At 45.7% G+C, this 17,889-nt stretch carries 18 protein-coding genes; 8 read left to right on the top strand and 10 right to left on the bottom strand.

The features are described 5' to 3' along the window. Nucleotides 1-68: 68 nt before the first annotated feature. The 10 genes from ACESPU_RS05230 to ACESPU_RS05185 all read right to left on the bottom strand — a co-directional run bounded on the left by ACESPU_RS05230 (nucleotide 69) and on the right by ACESPU_RS05185 (nucleotide 11,591). Nucleotides 69-1,673 carry an MFS transporter gene (locus ACESPU_RS05230; protein WP_250788413.1) on the bottom strand — a complete coding sequence of 535 codons (1,605 nt, stop codon included), beginning with the start codon at nucleotides 1,671-1,673 and terminating at the stop codon, nucleotides 69-71. After that, nucleotides 1,670-2,740 (bottom strand): HlyD family secretion protein, encoded by a 1,071-nt coding sequence (locus ACESPU_RS05225; RefSeq protein ID WP_057316940.1) that lies wholly within the window; start codon nucleotides 2,738-2,740, stop codon nucleotides 1,670-1,672. The genes ACESPU_RS05230 and ACESPU_RS05225 overlap by 4 nt, the downstream gene beginning before the upstream one ends. 15 nt (nucleotides 2,741-2,755) lie before the next feature. After that, nucleotides 2,756-4,075 carry a TolC family protein gene (locus ACESPU_RS05220; RefSeq protein WP_195205823.1) on the bottom strand — a complete coding sequence of 440 codons (1,320 nt, stop codon included), beginning with the start codon at nucleotides 4,073-4,075 and terminating at the stop codon, nucleotides 2,756-2,758. Further along, nucleotides 4,056-4,496 carry a MarR family winged helix-turn-helix transcriptional regulator gene (locus tag ACESPU_RS05215; RefSeq protein WP_005857644.1) on the bottom strand — a complete coding sequence of 147 codons (441 nt, stop codon included), beginning with the start codon at nucleotides 4,494-4,496 and terminating at the stop codon, nucleotides 4,056-4,058. The genes ACESPU_RS05220 and ACESPU_RS05215 overlap by 20 nt, the downstream gene beginning before the upstream one ends. A 324-nt stretch (nucleotides 4,497-4,820) precedes the next feature. Further along, nucleotides 4,821-5,324 (bottom strand): flavodoxin, encoded by a 504-nt coding sequence (locus ACESPU_RS05210; protein ID WP_005857641.1) that lies wholly within the window; start codon nucleotides 5,322-5,324, stop codon nucleotides 4,821-4,823. 33 nt (nucleotides 5,325-5,357) lie between these two features. Further along, on the bottom strand, nucleotides 5,358-7,391 hold the full coding sequence (locus tag ACESPU_RS05205) for a thiamine pyrophosphate-dependent enzyme (RefSeq protein WP_122369407.1): 2,034 nt from the start codon (nucleotides 7,389-7,391) through the stop codon (nucleotides 5,358-5,360). A gap of 23 nt (nucleotides 7,392-7,414) precedes the next feature. After that, nucleotides 7,415-8,749 (bottom strand): dihydrolipoamide acetyltransferase family protein, encoded by a 1,335-nt coding sequence (locus tag ACESPU_RS05200; protein ID WP_005862953.1) that lies wholly within the window; start codon nucleotides 8,747-8,749, stop codon nucleotides 7,415-7,417. 103 nt (nucleotides 8,750-8,852) lie between these two features. Beyond that, on the bottom strand, nucleotides 8,853-9,596 hold the full coding sequence (locus ACESPU_RS05195) for a lipoate--protein ligase family protein (protein WP_005862951.1): 744 nt from the start codon (nucleotides 9,594-9,596) through the stop codon (nucleotides 8,853-8,855). 28 nt (nucleotides 9,597-9,624) lie between these two features. Further along, complete coding sequence (lpdA, locus tag ACESPU_RS05190) at nucleotides 9,625-10,974, bottom strand: dihydrolipoyl dehydrogenase (protein ID WP_010183358.1); 1,350 nt, start codon at nucleotides 10,972-10,974, stop codon at nucleotides 9,625-9,627. A 14-nt stretch (nucleotides 10,975-10,988) separates the two neighbouring features. Beyond that, nucleotides 10,989-11,591 carry a nitroreductase family protein gene (locus tag ACESPU_RS05185; RefSeq protein ID WP_036615787.1) on the bottom strand — a complete coding sequence of 201 codons (603 nt, stop codon included), beginning with the start codon at nucleotides 11,589-11,591 and terminating at the stop codon, nucleotides 10,989-10,991. Nucleotides 11,592-11,825: 234 nt separating this feature from the next. Here ACESPU_RS05185 and rpmB point away from each other — a divergent pair, with 234 nt between their 5' ends. The 8 genes from rpmB to ACESPU_RS05145 all read left to right on the top strand — a co-directional run bounded on the left by rpmB (nucleotide 11,826) and on the right by ACESPU_RS05145 (nucleotide 17,886). Continuing rightward, complete coding sequence (gene rpmB, locus ACESPU_RS05180) at nucleotides 11,826-12,065, top strand: 50S ribosomal protein L28 (RefSeq protein WP_005857630.1); 240 nt, start codon at nucleotides 11,826-11,828, stop codon at nucleotides 12,063-12,065. 19 nt (nucleotides 12,066-12,084) lie between these two features. Next, entirely contained in the window at nucleotides 12,085-12,273 is a 189-nt protein-coding gene (gene rpmG / locus ACESPU_RS05175) for a 50S ribosomal protein L33 (RefSeq protein ID WP_005857628.1), read from the top strand. A 16-nt stretch (nucleotides 12,274-12,289) separates the two neighbouring features. After that, nucleotides 12,290-12,442 (top strand): DUF4295 domain-containing protein, encoded by a 153-nt coding sequence (locus tag ACESPU_RS05170; protein ID WP_005638125.1) that lies wholly within the window; start codon nucleotides 12,290-12,292, stop codon nucleotides 12,440-12,442. A gap of 219 nt (nucleotides 12,443-12,661) precedes the next feature. Continuing rightward, nucleotides 12,662-13,786 carry a DNA polymerase III subunit beta gene (dnaN, locus tag ACESPU_RS05165; protein ID WP_005857626.1) on the top strand — a complete coding sequence of 375 codons (1,125 nt, stop codon included), beginning with the start codon at nucleotides 12,662-12,664 and terminating at the stop codon, nucleotides 13,784-13,786. 10 nt (nucleotides 13,787-13,796) lie between these two features. Continuing rightward, on the top strand, nucleotides 13,797-14,567 hold the full coding sequence (locus tag ACESPU_RS05160; RefSeq protein WP_005857624.1) for a 3'-5' exonuclease: 771 nt from the start codon (nucleotides 13,797-13,799) through the stop codon (nucleotides 14,565-14,567). Between the two features lie 4 nt (nucleotides 14,568-14,571). Next, nucleotides 14,572-15,723: an iron-containing alcohol dehydrogenase gene (locus tag ACESPU_RS05155; RefSeq protein WP_158532524.1), complete on the top strand. Its 1,152-nt coding sequence runs from the start codon at nucleotides 14,572-14,574 to the stop codon at nucleotides 15,721-15,723. A gap of 49 nt (nucleotides 15,724-15,772) precedes the next feature. Beyond that, complete coding sequence (gene coaBC, locus ACESPU_RS05150) at nucleotides 15,773-16,978, top strand: bifunctional phosphopantothenoylcysteine decarboxylase/phosphopantothenate--cysteine ligase CoaBC (protein ID WP_158532525.1); 1,206 nt, start codon at nucleotides 15,773-15,775, stop codon at nucleotides 16,976-16,978. Continuing rightward, a complete protein-coding gene (locus ACESPU_RS05145; RefSeq protein ID WP_008772391.1) occupies nucleotides 16,975-17,886 on the top strand; it encodes a DUF4835 family protein in 912 nt (303 codons plus the stop codon). Before coaBC ends, ACESPU_RS05145 begins: the two co-directional genes overlap by 4 nt. Nucleotides 17,887-17,889: the final 3 nt, after the last annotated feature.

The raw sequence follows: 17,889 nt of genomic DNA, 5'->3' as shown, positions 1-17,889 counted from the left end.
TTCGGATAAACTATAAATGACAAAAAGGCAGATGCCGGCTGATAGATTTGCAGCCGGGTATAGTTTGATCAAACCATATCATCTCCTGTCTTGGCGAATGTAACACGGATGGTTTTATGGAATGGGATAAAACGGGATACGATCGCTATGAATAAGGAGATGACTAATAAATACCCCAGTATCTCTTTTAACGCCAATAATAAGCTTTGTTGCTGTAACGTATTATAGAGTGTATTGGTAGCCATTTGCGCTGCCTCGTCGTAGGGATGCCCTTGGGTCAAGGCGTTGCCAAGCGCCTGATTATAGCGTGAGGCGGCTAGAGGATCGGCCAGGGTAACGGTTTCTGATAAGGAATACATATATTTTTGTTCCAAGCGATATAGTATATTACTGTAAAAAGAAGTCGCCATGATAGGGGATAGTACCGAACGGAAAATGATGAGAAAGAAAGCGTTTGACAATAAATATTTAGGATTTAAATCTTCCACGGCAAATAAGGCAAAAGCTATGATAAGAATCATCATGCCCAATCCCCTGAGGAATATAGGAAAGTAGAGCATCTCGTATCTGCTATCCGGTGAGATCCCGAAATAAAGGCTCCCGAAGAACAGGACGAAACAACTCATTCCTCCCGCTATCAAGAAACGAAACCGCCAACGTTGCCACCGGAACCACCAAAAACAGATGAACGCCCCCAAGACATATCCCGGAAGCAAATAAGTATAAAGGGAATAGGTATGGGTACTGTCTACCTTTAAGATACTGGTCAGGTAGCTGGTCAACAAGGTAGTCGAAGTACTGAAAAACATGACAAGCATCATATAGAAATAACCGATAATGGCTTTCGGCTGGTATAAAGGCGCCAGATTCACGTACGGACGTTCCGAATGATATTGATACCAAATAAATAAAGCGATCAATATCGGGGCGATCATGATATAAAGGCAAATCTTGGGGGATGCCATCCAGTCGAGTACTTTCCCGTAATTAATGACATACATAAGCATTAACAATCCGGTGGATATGATGAACATTTCCCGGATGTGTAGATCGGCCAAGGGGATGGACTTGATCGGCCGGTTATGGCGGAAGCAGATGATTACCACTACTATGGCCAATAAAATCATTAGCATCATGAAGTAATACATATATTTCCAGTCGTAATGGTAGGCTAACTGTGCGGTAACAAGCATGGACGCTTGTCCCCCTCCGAAAACAAAAGGATAGAAGTAGGAGTAGAATTGGCTACGTATATTTTTAGGGCTGAATATCTTTTGTGCGTACCGGATAAACCACAGCATGAGAAACCCTTTCAGGAAACCGATCGCGAAACTACAGACGATCAATATGTCGGCGTTCTGGGAGCGGGCACAGATCCAGCTTAAGAAGAACTGGGCGACTAAATTCGCTAACAATAAGAATTTTATAGAGAAGGCTTCTAATATCTTCGGAATAATCGGATAGGATACCGCCATTCCCGCCGCTGCCGCGTAATATCCCATGGTTATATCCTCGGTGTTCGTGCCTAGCGTGTTTGATACCTCCAGCATACTGCCGGTGTACGAACCGTTTAGCATCGTAACCGGAAGGATAACGATGAAGATGCAAATCAATCCTAACCAGTCCGGCACCCATTGGCGGATCGGTGCCCCAAGCTCTTTCATCGTGATCATTTGCGTAAGGCTTCTGTTTCAACCATCATGCCTGCTCTTAAGTATTGCGTATCTTCTTGCGATAGATTTTCCAAGTCTATCCGTACCGGGATACGTTGTTGTACCTTGACGAAGTTTCCGGCGGAATTGTCGGTCGGGACCAATGAGTATTTGGAGCCTGTGGCGTCGGAGATTGCGGTTACCTCCCCGTTGAATATCTTTCCCGGCAACGCGTCTACCTTGATACGTACTTTTTGCCCGATATAGATGTGGGGGATCTGGGTCTCCTTGTAATTGGCCGTGATCCATTTGTCTTTATCTCGTACGAGGTAGGATATCGTTTGTCCGGCTTGCACGTATTGTCCGGGCTCTAAGGTCCGTCTGCCTACATGACCGTCGTAAGGGGCGGTTATAACGGTATAGGAAAGGTTTAACCTCGCTAAATCCAGATCCGCTTCTTTTCGTAAGATCGCCGCCTCGGCTCCTGTTGTCTTCTTGCTGGTTTCGGTGAATTGGGAGAAAGCGGCTTTCTTTTGTTCCACCAACGCCTGATATCGGGCTTGCGCCGCCTCGAAAGCGGCTTTGGATTGCTCGTATTGTTGCTCGGGGACCGATTCTTCTTTCAGCAGCCGCCCAAATCGGTGATAATCCTGTTCCAGTTGCCAAAGCTTGGCTTTAGCCTCGGCGATGTTGGCGTCTTGTACGGCGATGTTCGTATGGGAGGTCTCGATACCGGAACGAAGTACGTCTTGTGATCCTTGGGCATCGATCAATGCGGCCTCTGCCTCTTTTACCTTGATCCGATATTCCCGATCGTCCAGTATGAGAAGTGTGTCCCCTTGGTGAACGTACTGGTGTTCCTTGAAACGGACCTCTTTTATGTAGCCGGAGGCACGTATATTTAGTGGGGCGATATATTGGTCCACAAAGGCATCGTTTGTCACCTCATAATTGATGTAACGCCAGAAATAATTGGCTGTCCACCAAATGCCGGAACCGGCTAAAAGGATACATATGGAGTTTAATACTATATTCCGTGTCCTTACTTTCTTTAGTCTTTGATGTTTCTCTTTTAATTCGTTTGCCATAGTCGTTGTTTCTTTTTAGAGACGGCCGCAAGCCTTCTGTAGTTGATAGTAAGTGTAAATCACGTGGGTACGGGCATTCGTGAGCTGTAGCTCCGCGTTGAGGAGAACCGAGTTCGCGTCGAGTAAGTCGGTTAGGATCGCCAATTGGTTTAAATACCGGTTTTGCATGATCCTATAGTTCTCTTGAGCTTGCCGTACGGATAACTTCAAGGCTTCCACTTCTTGTAGGGCCTCCTTATGACGTAAGAACGCGGTGCGCACTTCTATACGGATTTTCTGCTTTTTCTGTTCCTCCTCGTTTTTATATAACGAGACCATCCATTTGCTTTCCTTTATCTTATGGTTGTTTTTATATAAAGAGGATAAAGGGTAGGAGAGCGACAGCCCTATGTTCCAGTTGTTATTGTACATATCCGCTAATGTTCGGGAGACTGGACGTGCCAATGTGTTCGACGCATATAGCGATAGGCTGGGTAGCGAGGAGGCTTTAGTCAAACGTATATCATTTTGGGCTAACTCTGTTTGTTTCCGGAGTAGACGTATCGCCGGATCATTGGAATAGGCTTGGGCTACATAATCTTCGTAAGTTTCTAAAGATACGGTTTGGTCCAGTAACGTGGTATCTGGTTTGAGCAATAGATTCTCATCGAGACCGATCAGGATATCCAATTGCTGTGATACCAGTATGAGGCTATTATCCGTTTCTTGCAAGGATAGGCGGTCGTTGGTTAATTGCATCTCGCTTCTTAATACGTCGTTATTGGTTATCAGTCCCTCTTTTTTCATACGCCGGATATCTTGCAGGCGGCGTTCCGATTCCTCGATATTACGGGAAAGCACCTCACGTTGTTTAAACAGGCTGAAAAGACCGATGTATTGATTTAATAGACCGAGCTTGATCTCACTCTGGTCTGTGAGCGTTTGTAAAGAGGCGACTTCTTTCTCCAGATCCGCTTTCCGGATGGAATACCGGATTTTACCGCCTTGGTATATCGGTTGGGTAAGGTCGATGGCATAGTTCTGGGACCAATCGGGCGCTTCCGGGCGAGTCGGATGGGCGAGTCCTTGCTCAAAGAGGATCGGTTGCCCTACATATCCACCTTTCAAGCCGATTTGCAGGTCTGGCAATTGTGCGGAACGTGCCGTATGGGTTCTCTCTTGCGCTATCGATTCTTTTAAGACGTCTGCTTGGATCTGCAGACTATGCCGTACGCCTCTCTCGAAAAGCTGGTCGATGGTCAAAAAGAGCGAATCGGTTTGGGCGATTGCCGGAAATGTAGCGACCGTCATACAAAAGAGGCTCAATACGTGCTTTTTATATATTCTCAAGGACATTATGTACTGCTTTTAATTCGGATAACATGGTTTCTACGTTCTCTATTCCGATAATATGCTCCGCATGTACATAAACCTGATCAAGGATCGGGCGAATTTGCTTTTTGAATTCTTCTCCTTCCGGGGTTAGGAAAACCAGTTTGTTCCTCCGGTCCTCGGGATCTTCTTTCCGATGGACGTAGCCTTTCTTCTCTAAATTGTTCATTAGGTTTGTCAGACAAGCCTTATCCTTTGCCGTTCTCTCTGCCAAGACCTGTTGGGTGATACCTTGTTCGTGCCATAGGCAACTCAAGATTTGAAGCATCTCAAATGTTATACCGGCGTTGTTCTTTTTCAGCGTTCGTTGCATAGACCGACGAAATGCCATGCGTGTGCGGACAACTTGTAACATAAGTTCCCGGAATTCTTTACCTTCTACCATTACTTATAATTCTTTTAAACTTGCTGGGCGCGAAGATAGCGTTTTTTCTCGGATTAGTCAAATGTTTAACTAATTAGTGTCTCGCTAATAAAGTATGTTTGCCATCTAGGTGGCACAGCTTTGCCATCGGCGTGGCACGGGCTTGCCATCACTATGGCACGGGTATGCCATCAGCGTGGCACAGCTGTGCCAAGGCGATGGCAGATGTTGGCACAGTATGTGCATGAAAGACAGGTGTATAGAATGAAGGCGTAACAAACCCGTGGAGTGATTCGTTACGCTTTCTGTTTAGTTCTCGTTTACGAGTTTAAGATGCATTCTTCTTTATCCAAACGCCTCCTTCAATTGCTTCACCCATCGCTCGATTCGTTTGTCGGTTTGATCCGGTTGGTTTTCCAAATCGAGGACTAAGCCTAGTAGTTTGCCATTTTTCAAGGCTTTGGAGGCATTAAAGAAATAATCATCCGAAGAGGTCTCGCCTACTAAAGTCGCTCCACAGGAGGTGAAAGCGTCCGCCAATATGCCGACTCCATCGGCGAAATTATCCGGATAATTCGTTTGATCTCCAAGACCGAAAATAGCGACCTTCTTATTTTTAAGGTCTAAAGTGACCAGTTCCGGGATGATCTCGTCCCAATAGGTGGGAAGCTCGCCATCGAACCAAGTAGAGGTTCCTGCGATTATATGGTCGTAAGCCTCGAAATCTCTTTTCCATGCGCTTTCAATAGGGATGATATCGATCTGATCCTCCCCGAAAGCTTTTCTTATTTTATTGGCGACAAAGGTTGTTTTCTCTGTGCCCGTTCCGTAAAATAATCCTGTTTTCATTGTGATGCTTTTAAAGATTTAACGAATGTGGATCTAATAAAGCAGCAGTTCTTTTGCCGCATGATAGATGGTCTCCTCGTTGGGGAGGATGGCCCGTTCCAAGACCGGATGGAAACCAACCGGAGTGAATAGGGAACCTACCCGTTGGATCGGAGCATCCAAGTACTGGAATAGTTCCGAGCCGATGATACCGGCAATTTCCGCTCCGAAGCCAGAGAAGACCTTGTCCTCATGTACGATCAATACTTTACTGGTTTTCTTCACCGAGTTGAAGATCGCCTCTTTATCCAATGGTATCAAGGTACGAAGATCGATAACCTCCAGTTCCCAGCCTTTCTCCTTGTAAAGAAGCTCGGCTACGTTGAGGCAAAGATGGGTCGTATTGCCATAAGTGATGATTGTCAGATCTTTTCCCGGACGGCGGATACGGGCTTTCCCAAACGGAACCTCGAAATCCTCGGGGACAAAGGTGGAGGCTTCTACCGCGTTGTAGAGCGCTTTCGGTTCCAGATAGAGCGTAAAGCCTTTAGAACGCATACTCGTCCGCAACAGTCCGGCGGCATCATCCGCGAAAGAGGGATAAACAATCCGGGCACCGGGTAATGAGGTCAATGCGCCCTCAATGGTCTGGGAATGATAAAGCCCTCCTCCGATATAGCCTCCGGAGGCTAGGCGCAAAGTGATGTTTGGGGTAAATTGCCCGTTGCTGCGCCAATACTCATGCGTACATTCCACGTATTGCTCGACGGCCGGCCAGAAGTAATCGGCGAATTCCGCGCCCTCGATCACTACATGGATCTTCGGGTCAAAGCGGCACATACCGTTCGCTGTCCCTACGATATAATCCTCGGCGATAGGGGCGTTGAAGACTCGCTCGATACCGAATTCTTGCTGCATGCCTTTGGTGATGTTGAATACGCCACCCTTTTCTTTATTGGCTACATCCTGTCCCCAGATAAATGTATCCGGGTTGTGCCGGAACTCCGCTTTCAACGTCTTGTTGATCGCCGTAACTAGCGTTTCTTTCTCTCCTTCCTTGTTTTGAACACCTTCTTTGTATTTCTGAGGTTGATAAGGTTCCGGGAGGACGTAATCCTTGACGGTAGACGGATCGGGATCGGGGGCGGCCATCGCTTTCCGATTGGCGGCTTTCAGGTCTTTAGCCGCTAGATCCGCGATCTCTTTCAATTCTTCCTCGGTGAAACGTCCGTAACGAATCAGCATGCGATGGAATTTGTATAAAGGATCGGCGGATTTTACATAGGTAAGCTCGTTCTCATCACGATACAAGGTATGTTTATCAGAGTTTGAGTGGGAGCCTATCCGTACGCAATTGGCCTGAACGATTACGGGAGTCCGGTTGGCGATTGCGTACTCCTTGGCCTCGGTCATGGCATTCATGGAATCGAACACGTCTTTTCCATTGCAATGGATAATACGTAAATTCTTGAAGCCAGAGAAGTTATCGGCAACTTTACGATTGGCCGTCTGGTCCTTTTTGGGGACAGAGATACCATATCCATTGTCTTGGAAGACAAAGATAACCGGCAGTCGCTCATTGCTGGCGCCATTGATTGCCTCATACACATAGCCTTCGGAAGCGGCCGATTCACCGTGCGAGGTAATCGCTACGCCTTTCTGTCCATAGTAAACCATCGCCCGTGCCACGCCGGCGGCATGGAGATCGTGAGTCGCCGTAGCGGAAGAAACGTTCTCGATATGCCATTCCATCTTAGAGAAGTGGTTAGACATGTGGCGGCCACCACTGGTCAGGTCGGTCGCCTTGGAGATACCATTCAGGATGATCTCCTCGGCAGTCATTCCCGCCGAGAGAACCGTCAACATATCCCGGTAATAGGGGAAGAGAAAGTCCGTATCCTTATCGAATACTTGTCCCATGGCGAGTTGTATCCCGTCGTGCCCGGCATACGGGGCATGATAAGACCAGCCGAGAGATTGCAATAAATAGGAGGGAGCCTTCTCATCGATCGCCCTTCCGAGCGTCATAAGGTAAAACCATTTCCTGAGAGTCTCCTTATCTGTTGTTTTTATATCATACTTTTTCATGTTGTTCTATTATATATAATGTATTAAGCGTTCCAATTCTCTAGTTCGTCGGCGATGGAACGTAAAAAGGCTCCCGCCAAAGCTCCGTCCACGATACGATGATCGTAGGAGAGTGAGAGGTACATCTTGTGACGGATAGCGATCGTATCTCCCTCGGGCGTCTCTACTACCGCAGGCTTCTTCTCGATATAACCGACGGCTAGGATCGCTACTTGAGGCTGATTGATGATCGGGGTGCCGAACAGACTCTTGAAGGTTCCGAAATTCGTAATCGTGAACGTTCCACCTTGGATGCTATCCGGGGCGAGCTTATTCTCACGGGCTTTAGCCGCCAAGGTATCTATTTGTGAGGCGAGGCCACTTAGGTTCAACTTATCGGCATCGTGTATAACCGGGACAATTAAATTTCCGTCGTTTAAGGAAACCGCTATACCTATATTAATAGGCTTCTTTAGGATGATATTGTAACCGTCCACGGATGAATTTACTAATGGATAGGCTTTCAACGCTTTGGCGGTCGCTTCGGTAATAGCCGGCATATAAGTTAGGTTGATGCCTTCTTGCTTGAAGAATTGATCCTTCACTTTTTTACGCCAGTTAACCAGTCGGGTCACGTCTACCTCGATAACCGACGTCACATGCGGAGATACTTTTTTCGATAATACCATATGGTCCGCAATGATCTTACGTACACGATCCATTTCTCTCACCTCGTCTCCTTGGGCGAGTGGAGCAGATGGAGTGGCCGCTGTCATAGGCATGGAAGGAGCGGTCGGCGGCGCTACCGTAATTGTTGGCGTGCTCGTAGCCGTTTGCTGCATGGAAGAAACAGGAGCCTGTTTCGGCTTCGGCATTTCCGTACCTTTATTTTTGTGATCGATATACGTTTGAATATCTTTCTTACTGAGACGTCCCAGATATCCGGTACCCGGAATATGATCCAGTTCATCTTGCGACACACCGGCAGCTTTCGCTAATTGCAATACGACGGGAGAATACCAACGATCTTCCTCTTGGGAATTCTTTGATAATTCCTCTGGGACGGGAGCGGGGACTTGTTCTTTCGGTTGAGTAGCCTCCGAGGTTTCCGGCTGAACTCCGTTATCCTCTCCTTCACCTTCGATCTCAAGGATCGCTACGACTGTACCGACCGCTACGGTGTCTCCCTCATTAAAAAGAAGTTGTTTTACTTTTCCCTCAACGGGGGATGGAATCTCAGCGCTTACTTTCGCTGTGCTTACTTCGAAAAGGACATCATCTTCCTCTACGGTATCACCTACCTTTACCGACCATGAGATGATGGTTCCTTCTGTAATACTTTCGCCCAACTTAGGCATCTTTATCTCAAATGTAGCCATATTTTGATTTTTTAATTACTGTTATATAGTGGGAGACGGGGCGTGCCCCGTCTCTACAAACGGTATATAATAAGAACAAAGATCAAGAAGGTAAGTTTCTGTATTATAGTGTATAAGTGTTAAAGTTCCAGCTGGCTGTAGCATATTTCTGCTCTTTAAGCCGATAGATGGCTTCCAAGTCTGCTTGCGTGAAATAATAATCTTGAATGCCGGGATTGTTGATCGTGAAATAGTAAAGAAGCGCTTTCTTAAAATGCTGGATGGAGATAGAAGCCGGAAGATGGGCGCTGATATTCGTGACCGGACTCCGTACAGATTTAACGAATGTCGATCGTTTACCTCCTGTTTTCTCTGGTGCTTGACGGGATGTACTTTTCAAGGAGGTGACGAGCCTATCCAGATCGGTGGAAAACAATAAGGTAGCATGGTGCATATACCGATTCTTATGGATACTCTGTGCGCTACCCGATATTTTAAATCCTCCGATAGTTAATCCTTTCCGTTCATCCACCTCGACATGTACTCCCAATGTCTTGAGAAAATTCATGATCTGGATGGTATATTTATCAGTCTGCATAATCTGGCCGGTCTCTATAAATGTAAGATTCAGGTTTCCCGGATCATGGTAAACGGCACCACCACCGGAAAACCTGCGTGCTATCTTGATTTGTTGGTCTTGTACGAATTTGAGATTTACCTCGGCCCATACATCCTGATGCTTACCGATCACGATTGATGGTTCATTCTGCCAAAGCATGAAAATATTCTCTTTGAAATTCTTGAGCAGATACTCTTCGGCGGCCAAATTGAAGTATGGATCCGTTTGTGTATTGTGAATGCAAAGCATCAGGAAACTGTTTTAGTTAGGCGTTTTATTAGATATATAAACTTTCGTGGAGGATCTCACTGACTGTCGGATGCGGGAAAATATTTTTCTTAAATTCATCGACTGTATAACCATTCTCGACAGCGATTCCGGCGGTGACGATAATCTCGGATGCCGGATTCCCTAGTAGATGGCAACCGATGATACGATCCTCGTCGTCCGTGATCAGTTTACATAAACCATTACCATTCTCGTTCTCTGCGACGAAACGTCCGGAATAGGTCATCGGGATCTTTTGAACACGAAAACTTTCCCCATTCGCTACCAATTCCTCTTCTGTCTTACCCACGCTCGCTAATTCCGGATTCGTATAAACTACCGCCGGAATGGCTTTATAGCTCATCTCGTCCGGTATGCCTAGGATATGGTGTATGGCAACTTCCGCTTCCCGGTAAGCCGTATGTGCCAGCAGGGAAAAACCGGTAATATCTCCAGCCGCATATACATGTGGATGGGAAGTCAGCATATGTTCGTTTACCTTTACACCGGCCCCTTGTATTTCGATCGCTAGATTTTCGAGTCCCAGACTCTTTGTAATCGGACGGCGGCCCACGCTCACCAATATTTTATCGGCTTCAATCGTGTCTGCCTTGCCGTTTTTCTCAACAAAGACTTTCTCTGCCGATACCTCTGTAACTTTGGTATTCAAGAAAAACTCTACGCCTTTTTTCTTATACTCGGATCGAAGCATCGCTGAGGTTTCTTTATCCATATTCCCTAATATCTCGGGTAGCATCTCGATTACCTTCACCTTTACGCCCATACTGTTAAAGAATGAGGCGAACTCCATTCCGATCACGCCACCACCGATAATCGCTAACGATTTTGGCAAATCGTTGAGATCAAGGGCTTCCCGGGAAGTCCAATACTTGACCTCTGATAACCCTTTGATAGGAGGGATCACGGTTTCAGAGCCTGTGCATACTAACACATTCTTCACTAAATACTCTTTTCCATCGCAGTGAATCCGTATATTTCCAAACTCCTCTCCGGTGATTCGTGCCTCTCCTTCTACGATGGTGACGCCGTTACCCGTAAGCCGGGCTTTTACCCCGAGCGTAAGTTTACGGACGGTCTTGTTCTTCCGGTCGATAATCTTTGCCAAGTCGAAACTTGGGTCTTTCATCGCCACTATACCATATTTGGAGGCACTTTTGATACTGTCTAGTATCTTGGCGGAGTATAAAAGAGTTTTTGTCGGGATACATCCCTCGTTTAGGCAGACGCCACCGATAGCGTTCTTCTCGAAAAGGATCGTTTTTAATCCATTCTCCGAAGCCCTTTCGGCGGCGGTGTAACCCGCAGGTCCACCGCCTATGATTGCTATGTCATATTCCATATACATTATTATAATTATTTGAATACTAAAATTCGTTCCTCTAATGGGGCGAATTGTTTTTCTCCCGGTTCCTGGGTAGAGGTTCCGAACGGCATCTCGGCGATCAGTTTCCAGTTCGGATTGATATGCCATTGTTTAGCGACCGCCTCGTCGATCAACGGGTTGTAATGTTGCAAAGAAGCGCCGAAGCCGGCGTCTTCCAGCATAGTCCATACCGCGAATTGATGCATAGCCGATGTCTGTTGGGACCATACCGGGAAATTCTCTTTATAAGAAGGAAATTGCTTCTGTAAGCCTTCTACTACCGCTGTATCCTCGAAAAAGAGGACCGTGCCATAGCCAGCCTCGAAAGAATTATCTATCTTTGCCTCGGTAGCCTTATAGGCTTCGGCGGGGACGATTTTACGAAGCGTGTCTTTTACGATTTCCCAAAGCTTCTTGTGGCTTTCACCCAGTAGCAGTACGATTCTCGTAGACTGCGAATTGAATGCGGAGGGAACGTGAGTGACCGCTGTCTTAATAATCTCATGAATCTCGTTGTCGGAAATGGGAGAGTTGTTACCTATTCCATAATGTGTCCGGCGATGCTGGATCGCTTCTTTAAAACTTCTTGCCATAATGAATATCATGTTATGTTGTTATATACCTATAACTAATTTAAGACATGATTTGTTGAGGAAAAAATATTTGAGAATTCTTGCGGATAAATCAAAATAATTCTTACCTTTGCACCCTGTAAAGATAAGACTCTATTAGAATCTTCGTTTTTGTTCATGATGCTAGTTCAGAAAGGGAAGACACATAGCAGGAGTTGACTTAAATTTCGTATAATTTAAAAGAACAGATTAGAAATGTCTAAAATTTGTCAAATTACTGGAAAGAGAGCAATGGTTGGAAACAACGTTTCTCACTCAAAGAGAAGAACGAAACGTAAGTTCAATGTCAACCTGTTTACGAAGAAGTTCTACTGGGTAGAGCAGGATTGCTGGGTTAGCTTGAATATATCTGCGGCTGGCTTACGTACAATCAATAAGTTAGGTTTGGATGCGGCTATCAAGATGGCGGCTGAAAAAGGTTATTTGAACGCATAATTTGTGGAGGATATAGAAAATGGCAAAAAAAGCAAAAGGAAATAGAGTACAGGTAATCCTTGAGTGTACAGAGCACAAGGAAAGTGGAATGCCGGGTATGTCTCGCTATATCACTACGAAGAATAGAAAGAATACTACTCAGAGATTGGAATTGATGAAATACAATCCGGTTTTGAAGAAGATGACGTTACACAAAGAAATTAAGTAATAGGAGATTTTAAACGATGGCAAAAAAAGCAGTTGCAACATTTAAGAAAGGTGACGGTCGTACTTATTCCAAAGTGATTAAAATGGTTAAGTCTCCGAAAACAGGTGCATACATCTTCCAAGAAGAAATGATTCCTAACGAAGCAGTAAAAGATTATTTCGCTAAATAATTAAGTAGCGAATAATAAAGAATATAAGAGGCTTCTCTCCGATAAAGCGGAGGGAAGCTTTTTTTGTACCCTAAACTTTTGAAAGTATAGTTGGTTACAAATAAAATATTTTCTTAATTTTGTTGGGTTAATTTGTAGAGATGAGGCATGCCGTGTCTCTTCCCATCCAAATGGTAGTTTGTGTGAAATAATAATATAACAAGATAAAATATTAAAGCTATGAGATTCGATGTATCCAGCACTGCGCTATTATCACGTTTACAGTCTATAAGCAAGGTTATCGCTTCCAAGAACTCTTTACCGATTCTGGACAGCTTCCTTTTTAACCTAGAAGGAAATACGCTTACGGTGACAGCTTCCGATGCCGAGACCCGGTTGGTGACTTCCGTAGACGTCATGAATGCCCAAGGTGCCGGACTCTTTGCGGTTTCCGCCAAGATACTGCTCGATCCGCTGAAAGAGCTTCCCGAACAACCGCTTACTTTTGATATCAATGATGAGAATTTGGAGATTTTCATTCATTTCCAGAATGGTAAGTATAATTTTATCGGTCAGAAAGGGGACACATATCCGCAGCAGAAGCCGTTGAATGATAACGCTATCTCTATCTCGATGGATGCCCAGATGCTGTTAAACGGCATCAGTCGTTCCTTGTTCGCCACGGCCGATGATGAGCTTCGCCCTGTAATGAATGGTGTCTATTTCGATATCCATACGGATGATTTGACGTTCGTGGCATCAGACGGACATAAATTGGTTCGCTTGCGTAACTTGGCGGTGAAATCCCCGGAACGGGCTTCTTTCATTTTGCCGAAGAAGCCGGCTAATTTATTGAAGAATTTGTTGGCGAAGGAGTCGGAGCAAGTATTGATTAAGTTTGATGATAACAATGCGTATATTACTTGCACGAACTTCGAGATGGTTTGTCGTTTGATCGAGGGGCGTTACCCGAACTATAATAGTGTGATTCCTCAAGAAAACCCGTTTAAGGTAACGATCGATCGTATCTCTTTCTTGAATGCTTTAAAGCGTGTTTCTGTCTTTTCTAATCCGGCGAGCAGCTTGGTGAAGTTGCACTTGAAGGATAGCTTGATTACGGTTTCCGCCCAAGATATCGATTTCTCCACTTCTGCGGAAGAGCGTATTGTTTGTCAGTTTGACGGGACGGAGTTAAGCATCGGTTTTAAGGCTACATATCTGATCGAGATCCTTGGAAATATCAGCTCGGAAGAGGTTGTATTAGAATTAGCGGACCCTTCACGTGCCGGCTTGATCGTTCCTTCTGAGAATGATGAGGACGAGGACTTGCTCATGTTGCTGATGCCGATGATGTTGAATGACTAATAAATAAATAATGCAGTTAAACTTAAGGAACCCGCTGGTCTTTTTTGATTTAGAGACCACGGGTATAAATATCGTAAAGGACCGTATCGTAGAGATTTCCTACGTGAAGGTTTTCCCAAATGGGAAAGAAGAAACGAAGACACGCCGGATAAATCCCGGTATGCCTATTCCCCCCGAATCTACCGCTATTCATGGCATAACCGATGAAGATGTAAAAGATTGTCCGACCTTTAAGGAGATCGCTAAATCTTTGGCAACCCAGATCGAGGGTTGTGATTTGGCCGGATATAATTCCAACCGTTTTGATATACCCATGCTTGCCGAGGAGTTCCTGCGTGCGGGTGTGGATATCGATTTGAACCGGCGCAAATTTATCGATGTACAGACGATTTTCCATAAGATGGAGCAACGTACGTTATCTGCCGCTTATAAATTCTATTGCAATAAAAGCTTGGAGAACGCTCATACGGCTGAGGCTGATACGTTGGCTACGTATGAGGTGTTGAAAGCGCAGCTGGATCGCTATCCGGATTTGAAGAATGACGTAGCTTTCCTTTCCCAATATTCCTGCTACTCGAATAATGTGGATTTCGCCGGACGTATGGTTTACAACGATAAAGGCGAGGAGGTTATTAACTTCGGTAAGTATAAAGGCCGTTTGGTAACGGAGATCTTGAAGTCGGATCCGGGTTATTATTCTTGGATCATGAATGGCGATTTCCCGTTGAATACGAAGAAAATGTTGACAGAGATCCGTTTGAGAGACTTTAATTCAAAATAAGGCGATGAATAATTTTGAGTTTTGCAATCCTGTAAAGGTTGTGTTCGGCAAAGGAAGTATTGCCCGTTTGTCTGCGTTAATTCCAGAAGGAAGTAAGGTTCTGGTGGTATACGGTGGCGGTAGCATTAAGAAAAATGGCATTTATGAGCAGGTGACGGCAGCTTTGAAAGACTTCTATACCTATGAGTTTGGTGGTATTGAGGCGAATCCCCGTTATGAGACTTGTATGAAGGCTGTTGAGTTGGTGAAGGGGGAGAATATCGATTTCTTGCTGGCGGTAGGCGGCGGATCAGTGATCGACGCTACGAAATTTATCGCTTCGGCTACGTTTTTCGAGGGAGATCCTTGGGATATCTTGTCGAAAGGTGGCGTGATAAAGAAAGCGCTTCCTTTAGGAGTAGTGCTGACTTTGGCCGCTACCGGTTCGGAAATGAATGAACGGGCGGTAATTTCCCGGGAATCTGTCCATGAGAAATTGAATTTCATGTCTCCGTTGGTGTTCCCTAAGTTCGCTATCTTAGATCCGCAGGTAACTTATTCTTTACCAGAGCGACAGGTGGCTAACGGTGTCGTTGACTCGTTTATCCATGTGGTCGAGCAATACCTGACTTATCCGGTGAACGCTAAGGTTCAAGATTATTTTGCCGAAGGATTGATGAAGACAATCGTGGAAGAAGGCCGCAAGGTCTTGCAAAACCCGAATGATTATGATATTCGTGCTAATTTGATGTGGGCGGCTACGAATGCCTTGAACTGTTGGATCGGCCAAGGAGTACCCCAAGACTGGTCCTCACACCGTATGGGATATGCATTGACAGCGCAGTTTGGCTTGGATCATGCCCAGACTTTGGCGGTTATCTTGCCGGGTGTCATGACCTATATGCGTAAGGAGAAAGCGGCGAAACTGATCTGGATGGGAGAGGTCGTATTTGGTATTACCGAAGGATCTGCCGATGAAAAGGCGCAAAAGTCAATAGAGGCTACGGAAGATTTTTTCCATTTCATGGGATTAAAGACCCGTCTTTCCGACTATGGGATCAAGGAGTCCGACTTGGATGCTTTGGTGGAACCTATCGATCGAATGGGATGGAAACTTGGCGAATATGGCAATATAAACTCAAAAGTAGCCAAAGAGATTCTTTTGTTGAGGTTGTAGAGACGCAACGTGCTACGTCTCTACTGGCAAAGATAAATTGATTCGATATATGACATTGAAAGATAAACATATTATATTAGGAATTACGGGGAGTATAGCAGCATACAAAGCCGCTTATATCATCCGGGGATTGGTGAAAAAAGGAGTCGAGGTACAAGTGGTTATCACGCCGGCGGGAAAAGAGTTTATCACTCCGCTTACGTTATCGACGTTGAGTAGCCACCCTGTAATCAGCGAGTTTTTTTCCAATAGGGATGGTACATGGAATAGTCATGTGGATCTGGGGCTTTGGGCGGATGCCATGTTGATTGCTCCGGCTACCGCTTCCACGATCGGTAAGATGGCGAACGGAATCGCCGATAATATGCTGATAACTACTTATCTTTCTTGCAAATCCCCTGTATTCGTGGCTCCGGCCATGGATTTGGATATGTTCGCTCATCCGAGTACCCAACAGAATCTGGAGCGCTTGCGTTCATTCGGTAACCGGATTATCGAACCTGCCGAGGGGGAATTGGCGAGCCATTTGGTTGGTAAAGGCCGGATGGAAGAACCCGATAAGATTATCGAGGTTTTGGAAGACTTCTTTTCCGCTCAAAAAGATCTTGAAAAAAAAAAGATCTTAATAACAGCAGGTCCGACATATGAAAAGATAGATCCCGTACGTTTTATAGGTAATTACTCTTCCGGTAAGATGGGGTTCGCTTTAGCGGAAGCTTGTGCGGAGAGAGGGGCGGAGGTGACTTTGGTCGCTGGTCCAGTCTCTTTAAAAACACATCATCCGGCTATTAAACGAATCGATGTTGAGTCTGCCGGGGAAATGTACCAAGCGGCGATAACCGCATTCCCGAGTAGCGATGCTGCCATATTATGTGCCGCTGTCGCCGATTACCGTCCGGAGAATGCTTCCGAGCAGAAGATCAAACGGGAAACAGAGGGAGAGATGACGCTTCATTTGGTTCCGAACCCGGATATCGCCGCCTCTTTGGGTGCGATCAAGCGGGAAGGACAGGTCATGGTGGGGTTCGCCCTGGAGACGAACGACGAGGCCACTCATGCCGAAGGTAAACTGAAGCGGAAGAATCTCGATTTCATCGTCTTGAATTCTTTACGAGACCAAGGTGCCGGTTTCCGTTGCGATACCAATAAGATCACGATTATTGACAATGCCGGAGGAGTAACGAGCTATCCGCTCAAAACGAAGCGGGAGGTAGCCTCTGATATCGTAAATAAGTTGGTAACATTATTGAAATGAGAAAAGTAAGAAGACTGTTTTATCTATTCATGCTTTGCGCCGCTCCTTTTTGTGGGAAGGCGCAAGAGTTGAACGCCCGTATCACGGTAAACGGAGACAAGATTGCGACCGCTAACAAGCAAATCTTCACGACCTTGCAGAACTCCTTGACTGAGTTCGTGAATAACCGGAAATGGACGGATGCCACGTTTGCCGTCAATGAGAAGATCGATTGTACGATGACGATTATCGTGAATGAATTGGATGAGACGAACTTCAAGAGCGAGATCCAGATACAAGCCCGCCGTCCGGTCTATAATTCCAGTTATACAACTACTCTTCTGAATTTCAGGGATCAACAGTTGGATTTTGAATATACGGAGGGAGAGCCATTGGACTATAACTCAAATACGCTGACCAGCAATCTTACGGCCACTATCGTGTTTTACGTCTATGTGATCTTGGGGCTTGATTTCGATAGTTTCGCCCCGAAAGGTGGAACTACCTATATACAACAAGCCCAGCAAATCGTGAACATGGCCCAGTCCGAGATGTCGTGGACGGGCTGGAAAGCTTTTGATAGCAACCAGAACCGCCATGCCGTAGCGACGGCTTTGCAAGATAACGCATCCGACGCTTTCCGGGAAATGTGGTACACGTATCACCGGAAAGGACTCGATGAAATGGCGGCAAATCCGGATCGCGGACGTACGACGATCATCGGTGCGCTTCCCGCCTTGCAGGAAGTAAAGAAAGCCCGGCCTACTTCTGTGCTTCTACAAATGTTCGCCGACGCTAAATTAGATGAGATTATCGCGATTTATTCGAAAGCGACCACACAAGAGCGGCAAGAGGGCTATAAGATGCTGTTCGAGATCTATCCGGCACAATCCACTCGCTTGGAAGAGCTTCAAAAACCAGTAAGGTAAAAT

This window comes from Parabacteroides sp. 20_3, from assembly GCF_964238835.1.
GTDB classification, from domain to species: domain Bacteria; phylum Bacteroidota; class Bacteroidia; order Bacteroidales; family Tannerellaceae; genus Parabacteroides; species Parabacteroides distasonis.
The sequence above is the reverse complement of the archived record's forward strand: the minus strand, read 5'-3'. Positions and strand labels throughout refer to the sequence as shown.